12 protein-coding genes are annotated in these 13,379 nt (G+C 64.3%); 4 read left to right on the top strand and 8 right to left on the bottom strand.

The window, feature by feature from the left end; genetic code table 11:
- Positions 1 to 17: 17 nt before the first annotated feature.
- The 3 genes from GA0004734_RS19635 to GA0004734_RS19625 are packed head-to-tail and all read right to left on the bottom strand — an operon-like array spanning position 18 to position 2,853.
- Positions 18 to 1,034, bottom strand: a complete 1,017-nt coding sequence (locus GA0004734_RS19635; protein ID WP_245292551.1) for a FecCD family ABC transporter permease — start codon at positions 1,032 to 1,034, stop codon at positions 18 to 20.
- Positions 1,035 to 1,036: 2 nt separating this feature from the next.
- On the bottom strand, positions 1,037 to 1,984 hold the full coding sequence (locus GA0004734_RS19630) for an ABC transporter substrate-binding protein (protein ID WP_092937181.1): 948 nt from the start codon (positions 1,982 to 1,984) through the stop codon (positions 1,037 to 1,039).
- A gap of 17 nt (positions 1,985 to 2,001) precedes the next feature.
- Positions 2,002 to 2,853 carry an ABC transporter ATP-binding protein gene (locus GA0004734_RS19625; RefSeq protein ID WP_092937179.1) on the bottom strand — a complete coding sequence of 284 codons (852 nt, stop codon included), beginning with the start codon at positions 2,851 to 2,853 and terminating at the stop codon, positions 2,002 to 2,004.
- Positions 2,854 to 3,087: 234 nt separating this feature from the next.
- Between GA0004734_RS19625 and GA0004734_RS19620 the strand changes: the two genes are divergently transcribed.
- Both GA0004734_RS19620 and GA0004734_RS19615 read left to right on the top strand, forming a co-directional pair.
- A complete protein-coding gene (locus GA0004734_RS19620) occupies positions 3,088 to 3,465 on the top strand; it encodes a hypothetical protein (protein WP_092937177.1) in 378 nt (125 codons plus the stop codon).
- Between the two features lie 146 nt (positions 3,466 to 3,611).
- Positions 3,612 to 4,979: a PepSY-associated TM helix domain-containing protein gene (locus tag GA0004734_RS19615; protein ID WP_092937175.1), complete on the top strand. Its 1,368-nt coding sequence runs from the start codon at positions 3,612 to 3,614 to the stop codon at positions 4,977 to 4,979.
- A 68-nt stretch (positions 4,980 to 5,047) separates the two neighbouring features.
- Here the strand turns inward: GA0004734_RS19615 and GA0004734_RS19610 are convergent, their stop codons facing one another.
- The 5 genes from GA0004734_RS19610 to GA0004734_RS19590 form a co-directional block, all read right to left on the bottom strand.
- Positions 5,048 to 6,931 carry a bifunctional sugar phosphate isomerase/epimerase/4-hydroxyphenylpyruvate dioxygenase family protein gene (locus GA0004734_RS19610; RefSeq protein WP_092937173.1) on the bottom strand — a complete coding sequence of 628 codons (1,884 nt, stop codon included), beginning with the start codon at positions 6,929 to 6,931 and terminating at the stop codon, positions 5,048 to 5,050.
- Positions 6,932 to 6,975: 44 nt separating this feature from the next.
- Positions 6,976 to 7,881, bottom strand: a complete 906-nt coding sequence (locus GA0004734_RS19605; RefSeq protein WP_092937171.1) for a shikimate dehydrogenase — start codon at positions 7,879 to 7,881, stop codon at positions 6,976 to 6,978.
- Positions 7,882 to 7,960: 79 nt separating this feature from the next.
- The gene (locus GA0004734_RS19600; RefSeq protein ID WP_092937169.1) at positions 7,961 to 8,971 is read right to left on the bottom strand and encodes a TRAP transporter substrate-binding protein; all 1,011 of its coding nucleotides are present in this window, start codon (positions 8,969 to 8,971) and stop codon (positions 7,961 to 7,963) included.
- Between the two features lie 98 nt (positions 8,972 to 9,069).
- Complete coding sequence (locus GA0004734_RS19595; protein ID WP_092937167.1) at positions 9,070 to 10,353, bottom strand: TRAP transporter large permease subunit; 1,284 nt, start codon at positions 10,351 to 10,353, stop codon at positions 9,070 to 9,072.
- A gap of 12 nt (positions 10,354 to 10,365) precedes the next feature.
- The gene (locus GA0004734_RS19590; RefSeq protein ID WP_092937165.1) at positions 10,366 to 10,932 is read right to left on the bottom strand and encodes a TRAP transporter small permease; all 567 of its coding nucleotides are present in this window, start codon (positions 10,930 to 10,932) and stop codon (positions 10,366 to 10,368) included.
- 354 nt (positions 10,933 to 11,286) lie between these two features.
- Here GA0004734_RS19590 and GA0004734_RS19585 point away from each other — a divergent pair, with 354 nt between their 5' ends.
- A complete protein-coding gene (locus tag GA0004734_RS19585) occupies positions 11,287 to 12,009 on the top strand; it encodes a TetR/AcrR family transcriptional regulator (protein ID WP_092937163.1) in 723 nt (240 codons plus the stop codon).
- 87 nt (positions 12,010 to 12,096) lie between these two features.
- Positions 12,097 to 13,242, top strand: a complete 1,146-nt coding sequence (locus GA0004734_RS19580) for an AAA family ATPase (protein WP_092937161.1) — start codon at positions 12,097 to 12,099, stop codon at positions 13,240 to 13,242.
- The last annotated feature ends 137 nt before the right edge of the window (positions 13,243 to 13,379 follow it).

Genomic DNA, 13,379 nt, shown 5'->3' with positions numbered 1-13,379 from the left:
GTGCGGCTTTATCAACGTCAGGCCGTGCGACCTTTCTGCAGGATGACGATGACGACGAAGGCGGCGCCGATCGAGCTGGTGACGATGCCGACCGGGAGTTCCTGTGGCGGCAGGAGCGTGCGGGCGATGAGATCGCTGCCGAGGAGAAGCGCTGCGCCCAGAAGCGCGCAGAGGATCGTCAACCGCTTGTGCAGCGGGCCGACCAGCGTGCGGGCGACATGCGGGATCATGAGCCCGATAAAGCCAATGACGCCGGTGATCGAGACGAGGAGAGCGGTGGCGAAACTGGCCGCCAGAAACGTTTCACGCCGCAGGCGCCGTACGGAAACACCAAGGCTCTCGGCCGTCTGCTCTCCACCCAGCAGAGCGTCGAGATGCCGGTGGCGCGCGATTGCATAGCCGGTTGCGACGGCGGCACCCGTGATCCCGATGCCGATGTTCTGCCAGCTGGCAAGCCCGAGACCGCCCATGGTCCAGAACAATACGGAATGGGCAGCGCGCTGGTCGCCGGAGAAGACTAGGTAATTGGTCAGCGCCGTGAACAGGAACGAGACCGCGAGACCGGCAAGGATCAGCCGCTCGGGGCCAAATCCCTGCGCGCGGCGAATAAGCATCAGCACGATGCCGGTCGCACACATTCCTCCGACGAAGGCTGCAATGGGTAGTGTGAGAACGCCCAGCCGGTCTCCGAGCCGGGTGATGACGATGACCGCACCGGCCGCCGCACCCGCCGACAGGCCGAACAGGAAGGGATCGGCCAGATCGTTGCGCGTCACCGTCTGCAGGAGGAGCCCGATGACGCCAAGGCCCGCGCCCACGGCGATCGCGAGGATGGCGCGGGGAAGCCGGAGATCGACGATGATCCGGTCTATCACGCCGACCGGGTCCGTCTGGGCGATGCCGGCCGCCCGTGCGAGTGCTGTGAGAACCTGCGGCATCGGGATGACGGTGGAGCCATAGGCGATGGAGATGCAGGCAAGCGTCGCAACAGCCAGGCAGGCCGCCACGACACCCAAGGGAAATGCGGCTCGCACCGTCAGAAGGCTTCTGGGTGCAGCGCGCGGGCGATCTTGCCGATGGCCGCTATGTTGTCGGGTCCGGGCGTCAGTTCCTCGTATCGCAGCGCCACGAAGCGCTCGTTCTTCACGGCGTCCGTTTCCTTCATCGCGGGATGACTCTTCAGGAAGTCGAGGAGTTTTCGATAGCCGGTATCGGTCTGGTAGTCGAGAAGAACGAGAAACTGTGGATTGCGCATGGCGACCGTTTCCCAGTCCGTCGTGCCCCAGCTCGTTTCCATGTCGGCCATGATGTTCACGCCGCCGGCTGCCGAGATCATGGCGGTGGGAATGGCGAACTTGCCGGCGGTGAACGGCTTGTCCTCGCCGCTGTCATAGAGGAACACACGGGTGCCGTCGTTCGCCGCGACCTTGGCCTCGATACCCGCAAGCTCCCTCTTCCAGCCGTCGATCAAGGCATCGGCTTCAGTTTTGCGGTCGAAGATGATGCCGAGCTTTTCCACGTCGCCATAGAGCAGGTCCATGGAGGCGGCGGGGCGCGCCTTGTCGAGGTGGACGCAGCTTTCCGTCAGCACGAGCGTCTTGATGCCGTGGGGTGCCAGGGTCTCCGGCGTCACGTCGCCGCCGGGCTTCATGCCGTAGTACCAGCCCGCGAAAAAGAAATCGGGCTCGACGGCGACGAGATTTTCCAGCGTCGGATATTTCGGCGCGAGTTCGGGGATCGCGCCCTGTTCCCTGCGGAACGCGTCGTCCAGCTTGTACCAGCCGCTGATGCCGGTCACGCCGACCATCTGCGGCTGGAGGCCAAGCGCGAACGCCATCTTGGCCATATTGATGTCATGCACGACCGCACGCTTCGGCGCCGCGTCGAAGGTCAGCGCCTGCCCGCAGCTGTCGACCGTGACGGGAAAAGCATGGGCAGCAGAGGCTGCGAATGAGACAAGGGCGGCCAGGAGAAGACGTTTCATGGAAGAGGCTCCGAGGTTCAGAGAGGGGCTGCGATGTCGAAGACCGTGAGTTCGCGATCTTCATGCGGATGCGGCAGGCGCAGAAGATCGATGCCGAAGACGTCGCGGACGACGCTTCTCGACAGGGCGGCGGCAACCGGTCCGCTGGCCACAGGCCGTCCGTCTTTCAGCACCACGACATGGGTCGCGAAATCGGGAACGAGATGCAGGTCGTGAAGGACAGCAACGACCGTGACATCCAGTTCCGCGACCAGAGACAGCAGCGTGCGGCGTGCCAGAGGATCGAGATGGTTCGTCGGCTCGTCGAGAAACAGGATGCGGGGCGCCTGCGCCAGCGCCCGGGCGATCTGCGCCCTCTGCCGTTCTCCGCCGGAGAGCGACCCCATCGCACGCGCGGCGAGCGCTGAAAGGCCGGTGCGCTCCAGCGCGTCTTCGACCAGCTGTCGTTCCTGCGCGCGCGTCGCCCGCTGCGTGTGGGGAATGCGGCCGAGTTCGACATAGTCGCGCACGCGGATGCGGTGGTCGGGCTGGTCTGACTGTCCGACCACCGCCGTCAGCCGGGCTCGCTCCTGCGGCGTCATGGAGGCAAGCGGCCGCCCGACCAGCGAAACCGCGCCCGTCGTCGGCTGCAGCATGCCGGAGAGAAGCTGGAGCAGCGTCGTCTTGCCCGCGCCGTTGGGGCCGACGATCGCCAGCCGGTCGCCCTGACCGAGCGCCAGCGAAACACCCTGCAGGATCCGTGCATCCCGGATCGACCATCCGAGACCACGCGCTGACAGGGTCACATCGTGCACGTGGCGTCCTTCTTCTTCGGCAGACAGCGTATCGTCGTGAGCGAGGAGACGTGCCGGGAGCGATATGCGGATCATCTAGCCGTCTTTTCCCTGAAGGTAAAACATGTTGCGTCCCCCGAACCCATCTACAATCGACATAAATGTAATAACATTACGAAGCACCATCCTGTCAACGGGGTCGGGAGCGAATTGGCCTGATCACGGTTCGGATATGGTGCGGGATGATCGATGATCCCGTCCGTTCTTGCAAACAACCTGTGCACAAGATGTCGCGATGACAGATGGCGGGAACTGTGGCATTCGACAGTCATGACGTTCTGGCGCCGTATCATCGCAGACAGACAATCGGGGGCTCTCCTGGGCATCCTGCTGGCGCTGTCGTTCGCGATCCAGACGCTGGTGACGGGATGGTCGAGTGCCGTGATGGCGGCGCCGGACCCCTTTTCGGTCCTCTGCGCTGCCGACCATGGGGCGCATCGGCCCGCCGATGGCCATCAACATCAGGAATGCCCGTGCAGCAAGCTCTGTCACGCCGGCGTGCAGGCGCAGACGGTGCTGGCACCCTCCGACGATATAGGCTTTCCCATCCGCTTCTCCGTCGCCGTGGAGATACGCGCCGACGATGCCGTCATCCTGTCCGCCTCGACGGATGTCAGGCGGTATGACGCGCAGGGGCCACCGGTCTGAAAAGCACCTTGCGGGCGCTGTGCCCGCCATCGATGGCAAACACATCCTGTGCGCTCCCGGCGCATCGGCATGTCGAAGCCTCAAGCTTTTTCGGCCGTTCCCGAACGTCTCCGACGGCGGCATGCGGTCCAATCCCAGGATTGACGATGACAGACCTTACCACCTCCCGTCAGGCAAGCGTTTCCGCGCTTTCTGTCGATACCTACCGCGCCGTCTGGCGATGGCATTTCTATGCCGGCCTCATTGCCGTGCCGTTCATGATCCTGCTTGCCGTCACCGGCTCACTCTACCTCTTCCGCGACGAGATCGACCGCACGGCCTTTGCGTCGCGGACGATGGTTGCCGAGGAGACCACGCCGCAGCAGGCTCCCAGCACCTTGATTGCCAGGGCGCAGACACTCTATCCCGACGCGCGGGTAAAGGCCTATCGGCCACCCGTCAGCCCGACCGCGTCGGCTCGCGTGACATTCGCGACGGATGCGGGCGCGGCCTATGTGTTCCTCAACCCCTATACGGGTGCCGTTCTCGACACGATGCTGAAGACGCAGGAGTTCAATGAGGTCGTGCGCAAGCTGCACAGCCTTGAGTATTTCGGTGCCTATGCCAACCGCGTGATTGAGGCGATGGCGGGGTTCGCGATCATTCTCGTCGTCTCCGGCGTCTATCTCTGGTGGCCGCGCCGGCAGACCGGTGGTGTCCTGACCGTGCGGGGAACGCCGTCGCGCCGGGTGTTCTGGCGCGACACGCATGCCGTGACCGGGGCGGTCGCCGGCGGGTTCATCGCCTTCCTCGCGCTGTCGGGCCTGCCCTGGTCCTCCTTCTGGGGCGGCAAGCTGACGGAACTGACGGTGGCGACCGGCACCGGCTACCCCGCCGCACTGTGGGACAACGTGCCGACATCGAGCGAGCATGCCCAGCATGCCATGCAGACGGTCGGCTGGACGATGGAAGCCTCTCCGATGCCGATGTCGCACCACGCTATGGATGCGCCGCTCGGTATCGACAGGATCGTCGAGATCGCACACGCGCGCGGCATGGCGGCGGGATACGAGGTGACGCTTCCCACTGACGCGGCCGGCGTTTTCACCACCGCTGTATACCCCGACGATCTTTCGCAGGTGCGCACGATCCATATCGATCAATATAGCGGCCAGCCGCTGGTCGATATCGGCTATGCCGATTACGGCCCGGTCGCCAAGCTCACCGAGTTTGCGATCAACATCCATATGGGGCAGGAATTCGGCCTGTTGAACCAGTTGCTGATGCTCGCGACCTGTTTCGCCATCATCCTCTCCTCGGTCGCCGCCGTCGTCATGTGGCTCAAGCGCCGGCCGTCCGGCCGCCTCGGCGTTCCCCCCTATCCCGCGAGCCGCAGGGTCTATGGCGTTTTGTGGGGCATGGCGGTCGTCTTCGGGGTCCTGTTTCCGCTGTCGGGCCTGCTGCTCGTCGTGATGATCGCTCTCGACGTCCTCCTCATCCGCCGCGTGCCGGCATTGAGGCGGGTGTTCGCGTGACGACGAAGGGGCCTGCTCCTACATGCGGGTCCCTTTTTCGGCACTGTCAGGGCCGTCAAACCGCGTCGCTAAGCCGGCAGCGGCGACTGGCGGGCCTGCGTGGTCAGGCGGATCGCGGCGTTGGCCGCCCCGAGCCCGCGATAGCCGCGCCGCTCGACGATCTCGAAGAAGAAGCCGCCTTCCAGCGTGCCGAGATAGATCTGGAAATACTCGCCGTCTTCGTCGCGATCATAGAGGATATTGCCCGCGCGCATGGCAGCAAGCGTCTCCGCCGCGATGTCGAACTTGGCATCGAGATCGTCATAGTAATTGCCGGAGATCGGCAGCAGGGAAACGCCGCTGGCGCGCAGGGCCTCGACCGTCTTAAAAATGTCAGACGTTGCGAAGGCCACATGCTGGACGCCCGGCCCGACGAACTGCGACACGAAGCGGGACGAGAGTGTGCGCATGGATTGCGAACCGTTGAGAACGATGCGCAGGCTGGCGTCGTCGTTCTGCAGGACCTGGCTGAGCACGAGGCCACCGGGATCTGGCACCTCGACCGGCGGCAGCGGCTTCAGGTCGAAGATCGAGCGGTAGAACAGGGTCCAGGAAAGAATGTCCTCGTAGCGCACGGTCTGGGCGATATGATCGACCGCCTTCAAGCCCGCACCGGAATGTCGGTTCCAGCCGGGTTCGAGCGCAAAGTCCGTCTCCCACTGCCGGTCGAGCGCCGCATCCTCCGGTACCAGATGAAGGAGGCTGCCGCCCATGCCGAACAGGGCCGGCAGCTCAAGCTCGCCCGGCCCGACAGGTTGCTTGTAGGGGGTTGCCAGCAGGCCGGCCGCGCGGGCCATGCCCTGCCGCACGTCCGCCATGCGCAGCCCCAGCGCCGAGACGTTGGTTCCGTGCACGACATAGGCGGAATGCGCCATTCCCTCGGTTTCCGTGTTGATGACGACGCGCAGGTCGTTCTGCGTATAGAGATCGACATCCTTCGAGCGATGACGGCCAGCATGGCGGAAACCGATGGACTGGAGCAATGTCGATAGCGGCACGGCGGATTGCATGTCGGTGGCGAACTCGACAAAGGATATGCCGGCTGTGCGCGCCGGCGGTGGCAAAGGGTTCGGCTCTGACGGACCTTTCACCGCACGCCCTTCGGCCTTCAGCCGGTCCATCATGTAGATCAGCGAGCGCCGCCCATCGACGGCGGTCTGCTGTGCAGAGCCCGCGCGGAACTGGTCGTTGAAAATCTCGAGCGAGTAGTAGCCGTCATAACCGGTTGCCTCGATGGCTGCCATGAAGTCGGCGACGGGAAGGTCGCCCTGACCCGGCATGTTGCGGTAATGGCGGCTCCAGGACAGAAGGTCGAGATCGAGCTTCGGCGCGTCCGCCATCTGGACGATGAAGATCTTGTCCTTGGGGATGGAGCGGATCGAGGCGCTGTCGATGCCGCGCGCCAGCGAGTGGAAGCTATCGAGGATCAGGCCGACATGGCTGTGGTCGGCGCGCCGCACGATCTCCCAGGCATCGCGATGGTCGTTGATGTAGCGACCCCAGGCAAGCGCCTCGTAACCGATGCGGACGCCATGTTCGCGGGCGATGTCGCCGAGTGCGCGCAGATCGTCCGCCGCGCGGTCGATGCCGCCGAGGGCAAGCGGCGAGACGTTGGAGCAGATGAGGATGAGGTCGGTGTCAAGCTCGTTCATCGTCTCGAACTTGCGTTTCGCCCGTTCGAAGGCGCGGCTCCGCTGGGGTTCGGGCAGGCCCTCGAAGTCGCGGAAGGGCTGGAACAGGCAAATTTCGAGGCCCGCGTCGCGAACCATCCGGCCGACGTCTTTCGGCCCGTGATTGAAGGCGAGAAAGTCGTTCTCGAAGATTTCCACGGCGCCGAAGCCGGCAGCAGCTATCGCTGAAAGTTTCTCCGACAGGTCGCCGGAGATGGACACGGTGGCAATCGAGGTTTTCATCGGCGTGTTCCCTGTTCAGCGAGCGGCGTCATGGTGAGGATGTCTCAGGTACCGCTGGTACCCATGGCAGCGAAGTGGGCGAGCATGCGCGCAGCGTCCGGCTCGATGCCCGTGAAGAGGCGGAAGGCACCGACCGCCTGGAACACGGCCATGCCGCCGCCATCGACGGTGGCGCAGCCTTTGGCGCGGGCGAGCCGCAAAAGCTCGGTTTCGAGCGGGAAATAGACGATCTCGGCGACGAAATGACGGGTGTCGAGGAAATCGCCCGGCAGGGGCAGGCCCGGATGCGCCGCCGTACCCGTCGGCGTCGCATGCACGAGGCCGCTTGCGCTAGCCATGGCCGCCGAGAGGTCGTCGCCGACATCGACGGAAGCCTTTGGAAAGAGAGGGGAAAGCCGTTGCGCCAATGCTTCGGCGCGTGCGGCGTCATTGTCGAAGATCGTCAGTTGCTTCGTGCCGAGCTGCAGCATGGCGTGAGCGACGGCTGCGCCGGCGCCGCCGGCGCCGAGCTGGACGGCGGAGGATAGATCGGCCTGCGGCAGCGCGCGGCGGAAGCCCTCTGCAAATCCCGAGCAGTCCGTATTATGGCCGATCCGGCGACCATCCCTGAGGACGACCGTATTGACGGCGCCGAGCGCTTCGGCTTCCGGCGACAGGGCGTGGAGATGGGGGATGACGGCCTGTTTTGCCGGATGCGTGACGTTGACGCCGGCAAAGCCGCGGTTCTCGACATCGCGCAGGATGTCGCCGAGCGCTTCGACGCCGACGCCGACCCCAGCCCCGTGCCCAGCCTTCGCGCCGGCACCCAGCCGGTCGAGGTCGATCAGCTCATAGGAGAGCGCCACGCCGTTCTCCCGGCCTTCCGCCTCGTGCATGGCTGGGGAGCGTGAGAGCTGAATGCCGCTGCCGATAAGGCCGACCTGTATCGTGCGGGTGGATCGATCGAGCATGTGCCCTCCTTCGGCTCGTGGATGGGGAGTGGAAAGGCGGATCGTCCCGCCTTACCGCCTGTCTTTGCCGCTGGTCGTGTTACTGACCGCGGATCGTCTTCAGCTGCGAGAACACGGCATCGACGGTTTCCGCGCCGATCGTGTCGCGGAACTGTGCGACCACCGGCTCGACGGCCTTGCGGAAAGCGGCAAGCTGTTCGGCCGTGGGTTCAACGACCTCCATGCCGCTCTTCTTGATCTCGGCCAGGAAGCCGGCATTGGCGTCGCGCGAGGCCTTGCGCTGATAGTCGCGCGCCTGCGTGGCGGCCTCCTGCAGCAGGGCCTGCTCCTCGGCATCCAGCTTGTCCCAGAATACCTTGGAGACGATCACGATCTGCGGATTGTACTGGTGGCCCGTCAGCGTCAGATACTTCTGCACCTCGGTGAACTTGGCGTTGACGATATTGGCGAGCGGATTTTCCTGACCATCGACGGTGCCCGTTTCCAGCGCGCTGTAAAGCTCGGGATAGGGCAGGGGAATGGCGTTGGCGCCGAGCGCATTGAAGGTGGCGAGCGGCACGGCCGACTGCACGGTGCGGATCTTCAGGCCCTTCACGTCCTCGACCGTGTTGACCGCATGGCGGTTGTTGGTGAGATGGCGGAAGCCGAGTTCCCAGAAGCCGAGGCCGACGAGGCGCTGGGCGGGCAGGCGCGCTGAAAGATCGGTGCCGACCGGACCGTCCATGACGGCATCGGCCTCTTCAGGCGTCCCGAACAGGAACGGCAGATCGACCACGCCGAACTCCTTGATGGTGCCGGAGAGAATGCCGGCGTTCATCACGCTCATCTCGACGATGCCGCCCTGCACGGAGGCGAGCGTCTGGACGTCGCCGCCGAGCGTGCCGCCCGGGAACAGCTTGACCTCGATCTTGCCGCCGCTCTTTTCCTTCACGATCTGGGCGAAGCGCTCCATGCCCATGACCTGGGGATGGCCCTTGGAGTTCTGGGCGGCGAACTTGATCGTCCGCTCGCTGATCTCGGCATGGGCACCGGCCGCGCCAAAAATGGATGCTGCGGCCAGTAGGGCTGCGATGGATTGGGTCAGTCTCATGGGTTTATCCTCCGGGATAACGGCGCCTCCCGACGCCTTGGTTGCTTCTGGTTCCCCGCCGGCCCCTCCCTTGGGCACCGGCGCGGCAAGGGGCGAGATCAACGACCGGCGAAGAAGGCTGCCGGGCCGGTGACAAGAACGGGGAAGAGGACGAGCAGGATGAGCACGATCAGCTGCGCGATCATAAACGGCCAGACACCGCGGATGAGCTTTTCCATCGAGATCTTGCCGACGCCGCAAACGACGTTGAGCACGGTTCCGACCGGCGGCGTGATGAGGCCGATGGAATTGTTGATGATGAACAGCACGCCGAAATAGACGGGATCGATGCCGGCCTGTTTGATAACCGGCAGGAGCACCGGCGTCAGGATGAGGATGGTCGGCGTCATGTCCATGGCGGTGCCGACAGCGACGATCAGCACCATGATGGCGATCAGCAGCAGCGTCTGGTTGCCCATCAGCGGTTCCAGCAGGGCAACCATGGCGCCAGGCAGGTCGGCAATCGTGATCAGCCAGGCGGAAACCGACGCGGCGGCGACCAGGAACATGACGATCGCGGTGGTTTTCGCGGCCGAGGTGAAGACGTCGAGCAGCATGCCCGGCGTCAATTCGCGGTAGACGACCATAGCGACGAACAGCGAATAGACGGCGGCGACGACGCCGGCTTCCGTCGGCGTGAATACGCCGAACTTCAGGCCGAAGATGATGATGACCGGCAGCATTAGCGCCCAGAGGCTCGAGACGAGCGCGTGCCGGCGCTCCGCCCAGGAGGATTTCGCCGGCATTGCGAAGGTTTCCTTGCGGATGACGACGAGCCAGGCGATGCACAGCGCCGCTCCGATCATCAGGCCCGGCGCGATGCCGGCGAGGAAGAGCTTGGTGATGGAGACGCCGCCGACCACGCCGTAGAGAATGAAGCCGATGGAGGGCGGGATGATCGGGCCGATGATGGCGGAGGAGGCGATGAGACCGCCCGAGCGGGCCGGATCATGGCCGGACTTGATCATCATGGGCATCAACAGGGCAGCGAGCGCCGCTGCATCCGCCACCGCCGAGCCGGAGAGGCTGGAAAGAACGCAGGCTGCGAGAATGCAGACGAAGCCGAGACCGCCGCGCTTGTGCCCGACCAGCGCGATCGCCAGATTGACGATGCGCTTGGAAAGCCCGCCCTGGTTCATGACCTCGCCGGCCAGCATGAAGAAAGGGACGGCGATGAGCGTGAAGCTGTCGGCACCCTGCAGGATCGTTTGGGCGACGATCTGCCCGTCGAAGAGGTCCATGTGAACCATGAGCGCGATCCCGGACAGGATGAGCGCAAAGGCGATCGGCATGCCCAATGCCATGGTGCCGAGAAGCGAGCCGAGGAATACTGCGATGACCATTGTCGTTCCCCCTCAGCGACCGAAGCCGTGCGCAGCGGGCAGCGGCGGTACGGGCGAGGTGGTCGGCGGCGGCAGATCTTCGGATTCCTGCACCAGCACGATGTTGGAGACGTCGAGGCGGCCGGTGAGGATCGCGAGCATCTCGCCGCCAAGGTGCAGGAGCGCCGTGACCGAGAAGATGACGGCAGGAATCATGAACCACGCCATGGAGATACCAGCCGCCGGCGTGATCGCGCCCCAGGTCAGAACAGACTGCGCCCAGGCGCCCTGAAGCAGCAGCGCGCAGGCGAGCAGCATCAGGAGGTAGCCGAGGAGAACGCACGCTTTAGCGAGGCCCCGTGGCAAGGCACGGATCATCGAATCGATGCCGATATGGGCGTGCTCGCGGAGCGCGACGGCGGCACCGAGGAAGATGAGCCAGACGAAGGCCAGCCGCGACATCTCTTCCGAGACCGTCAGTCCGCTGTTTAGCGCATAGCGCAGGATGACGTTGGTGAAAACGAGGATGACCATCGCTGCGAGGAGCAGGGCGATGGAAACGCGCAAAAGCGCAAAATACAGATCGGCGATCCGTCTCATGAAAGTCCTCCCGTGCGATCGGCACTCCCTGCCGGATCGGCTGCTCCCGTCCGTCGATGCGGGGATCCCTCCAGATCCTAAAACATCGCCGTCATGTCCCGTAGCCCGATACGCCCGGCCCACAGCATTCTATGATCCGGCACCGTCTTACGTCGATGACGATCAAACTTCTGTCTCTTTCCAAAGAAAGCATCTTGGGATAAAAATGTACGAACCGGTTCGTTTAGTCAATGCGAAAATTGTGTTTTCGGGAAGATCGGTGAATGACGTGCCGGTTGGAACATGCAGAATGGACCGCGCCGGCCTTTGTGTCGGTCGTGCCCGTCATGGGCGTGTGGGAGGATGATGGGCAAAATGGCCGACACAGACGGTGTTGACGAACGGGGGGATCTTGACGCCGATGGTCTGCCCGGCAGACGTCGCGTAACGCAGCAGGACCGCACGACGAAAACGCGGGACGACATCCTGCTCGTCGCGCGCGAGGAATTTGCGGCGAACGGCCTTTCGGGCGCCCGCGTCGATGCCATCGCCGAGCGCACACGGACGTCCAAGCGGATGATCTACTATCATTTCGGCTCGAAGGAAGGTCTCTACCTCGCCGTGCTCGAACATGCCTATACCGGCATCCGAAAGGTTGAGGCGGAACTGCGGCTGGCGGACGTCGATCCGGTCGAGGCCATGCGCCGCCTGATCGGCTTCACCTTCGACTATGACGAGGCCAATCCCGATTTCATCCGTCTGGTGACGATTGAGAACATCCATCGCGCCAGCCATATGCGCCAGTCCTCCAGTCTCGGCCGGCTCAACGTGTCGATCATCGATACGATCGCCGCGATCCTCCGGCGGGGACAGGAGACCGGCGCGTTCCGCCGCGAGGTCGATCCGATCGACCTGCATATGCTGATCTCGTCCTTCTGCTTCTTCCGGGTCTCCAACCGCCACACCTTCGGCCATATCTTCGGCCGCGATCTCGGCGAAGCCACGATGCGCAGCCGCCATCGCGTCCTGTTGCAAGATGCGGTGATCGCTCTGCTGCGTGCCCCACAAGCTGTCGCGAATGGGCATGAAAAGGACTGATCGGATCCCTTATTTGCGGCGGCATCACAGGGATTTGGTCGTGCCGGATGCTTTCATCGGGCGTGATACCCGGTGTAGACAACGATCATGATGCTCCGCTCCATGTCCGCCCGGAACTACCGTTCGCTGCGCTCAATCCGCATGGATCTGGGCGGTGTCAACGTGTTCATCGGCGAGAACGGCGTCGGCAAGTCCAATCTCTATCGCGCCTTGCAGCTCGTGCAGGCCGCCGTGAGGGGCTCGCTCGCCTATGAGATCGCGGCGGAAGGAGGCATGGCGTCCGCGCTCTGGTCAGGCCCGAGACGCATCGAGAAGAATTTCCGCATCAGGCTCGATGTCGAAGTGTTGGACGAGGAGCGGGCGGTCACGTTCCGCTATCGCGTGGAGGCCGGGTTGCGACCGCCGAAGGCCGCAGCCGGCTTCGCCTTCGAGCCGCAAATAAAGGAAGAGGTCCTTTCGGTCGAAACGGGCGCGCGGCCGGTCACGATGATGAAACGGGCAGGGCCAGGCGTGATGGTGCGCGGCGAGCGTGGACGGATGGAAGAGTATCCGCAGCCGGCGATGACGTCGGAGACGGCGATCGCCATGCTCGGCGATGCCGGCCATTATCCGGAAGTCGCAACATTTCGCCGTCTGGTCGATGGCTGGCGCTTCTTCCACGGCTTCCGCACCGACCGGGATGCGGCGCTGCGCCAGCCCTGCCTTGCGGTCACGGCACCGCTTCTGGCTGAGGACGGCGGCAATATGGCGGCAGTCTTTGCAACGCTCGTCCACACCCGCGGCGACACCGTCGAACTTGACCGGGCGATCGCGGCAGCCCTCGGCGGCGCGAGGCTGCATGTGCCAGAGCCCGAAGAATTCGCTGCGTTCGGCCTGATCTTTCCCGACTTTCCGCAGCGCGTCTTTCAGCCGCGCGAACTCTCCGACGGGCAGATCCGCTTCCTCGCTCTTGCCGCCGCACTGATGTCCTATCGCCAGCCGCCGCTGATCGCGCTCAACGAGCCTGAGGCGAGCCTGCATCCCGACATGCTCCTGCCGCTCGCCGATCTGATCGCGACGGCCGCAGTCACTAGTCAGATCTGGATCGTCACCCATTCAGAAGCGCTCGCCTCTGCCGTTTTCGAGCGCTGCGGAACCCGGCCGAAGCGTGTCATCCGTAAGGACGGCGCGACGTGGATCGAGGGCATGCGGCTCACCGGCGTCGTCGACGAGGACGACGAGGACGAGGCGTAGCCGGCCGCGCCGCTGCGACACCCACAAAGAGCGGCGAACCGTCGTCTTTCTGCAACCGGCGTGACGACCATCATCCAACCGTCACACAGGGCGGTTAAGCCTGCCCGCAGACAGTCTCCTCTCTACCCGAACGAGGT

The sequence above is a fragment of the Rhizobium sp. 9140 genome, from assembly GCF_900067135.1.
GTDB lineage: Bacteria > Pseudomonadota > Alphaproteobacteria > Rhizobiales > Rhizobiaceae > Ferranicluibacter.
This window is presented reverse-complemented; position numbering and strand designations above follow the sequence as displayed.

Excerpts from the sequence above, each read along its gene's own strand:
- GA0004734_RS19600 (WP_092937169.1), bottom strand. The coding sequence starts at position 8,971 with ATGAGACTGACCCAATCCATCGCAGCCCTACTGGCCGCAGCATCCATT.
- GA0004734_RS19615 (WP_092937175.1), top strand. The coding sequence starts at position 3,612 with ATGACAGACCTTACCACCTCCCGTCAGGCAAGCGTTTCCGCGCTTTCT.
- GA0004734_RS19620 (WP_092937177.1), top strand. The coding sequence starts at position 3,088 with ATGACGTTCTGGCGCCGTATCATCGCAGACAGACAATCGGGGGCTCTC.
- GA0004734_RS19590 (WP_092937165.1), bottom strand. The coding sequence starts at position 10,932 with ATGAGACGGATCGCCGATCTGTATTTTGCGCTTTTGCGCGTTTCCATC.
- GA0004734_RS19610 (WP_092937173.1), bottom strand. The coding sequence starts at position 6,931 with ATGAAAACCTCGATTGCCACCGTGTCCATCTCCGGCGACCTGTCGGAG.
- GA0004734_RS19585 (WP_092937163.1), top strand. The coding sequence starts at position 11,287 with ATGGCCGACACAGACGGTGTTGACGAACGGGGGGATCTTGACGCCGAT.
- GA0004734_RS19630 (WP_092937181.1), bottom strand. The coding sequence starts at position 1,984 with ATGAAACGTCTTCTCCTGGCCGCCCTTGTCTCATTCGCAGCCTCTGCT.
- GA0004734_RS19595 (WP_092937167.1), bottom strand. The coding sequence starts at position 10,353 with ATGGTCATCGCAGTATTCCTCGGCTCGCTTCTCGGCACCATGGCATTG.
- GA0004734_RS19605 (WP_092937171.1), bottom strand. The coding sequence starts at position 7,881 with ATGCTCGATCGATCCACCCGCACGATACAGGTCGGCCTTATCGGCAGC.
- GA0004734_RS19625 (WP_092937179.1), bottom strand. The coding sequence starts at position 2,853 with ATGATCCGCATATCGCTCCCGGCACGTCTCCTCGCTCACGACGATACG.
- GA0004734_RS19580 (WP_092937161.1), top strand. The coding sequence starts at position 12,097 with ATGATGCTCCGCTCCATGTCCGCCCGGAACTACCGTTCGCTGCGCTCA.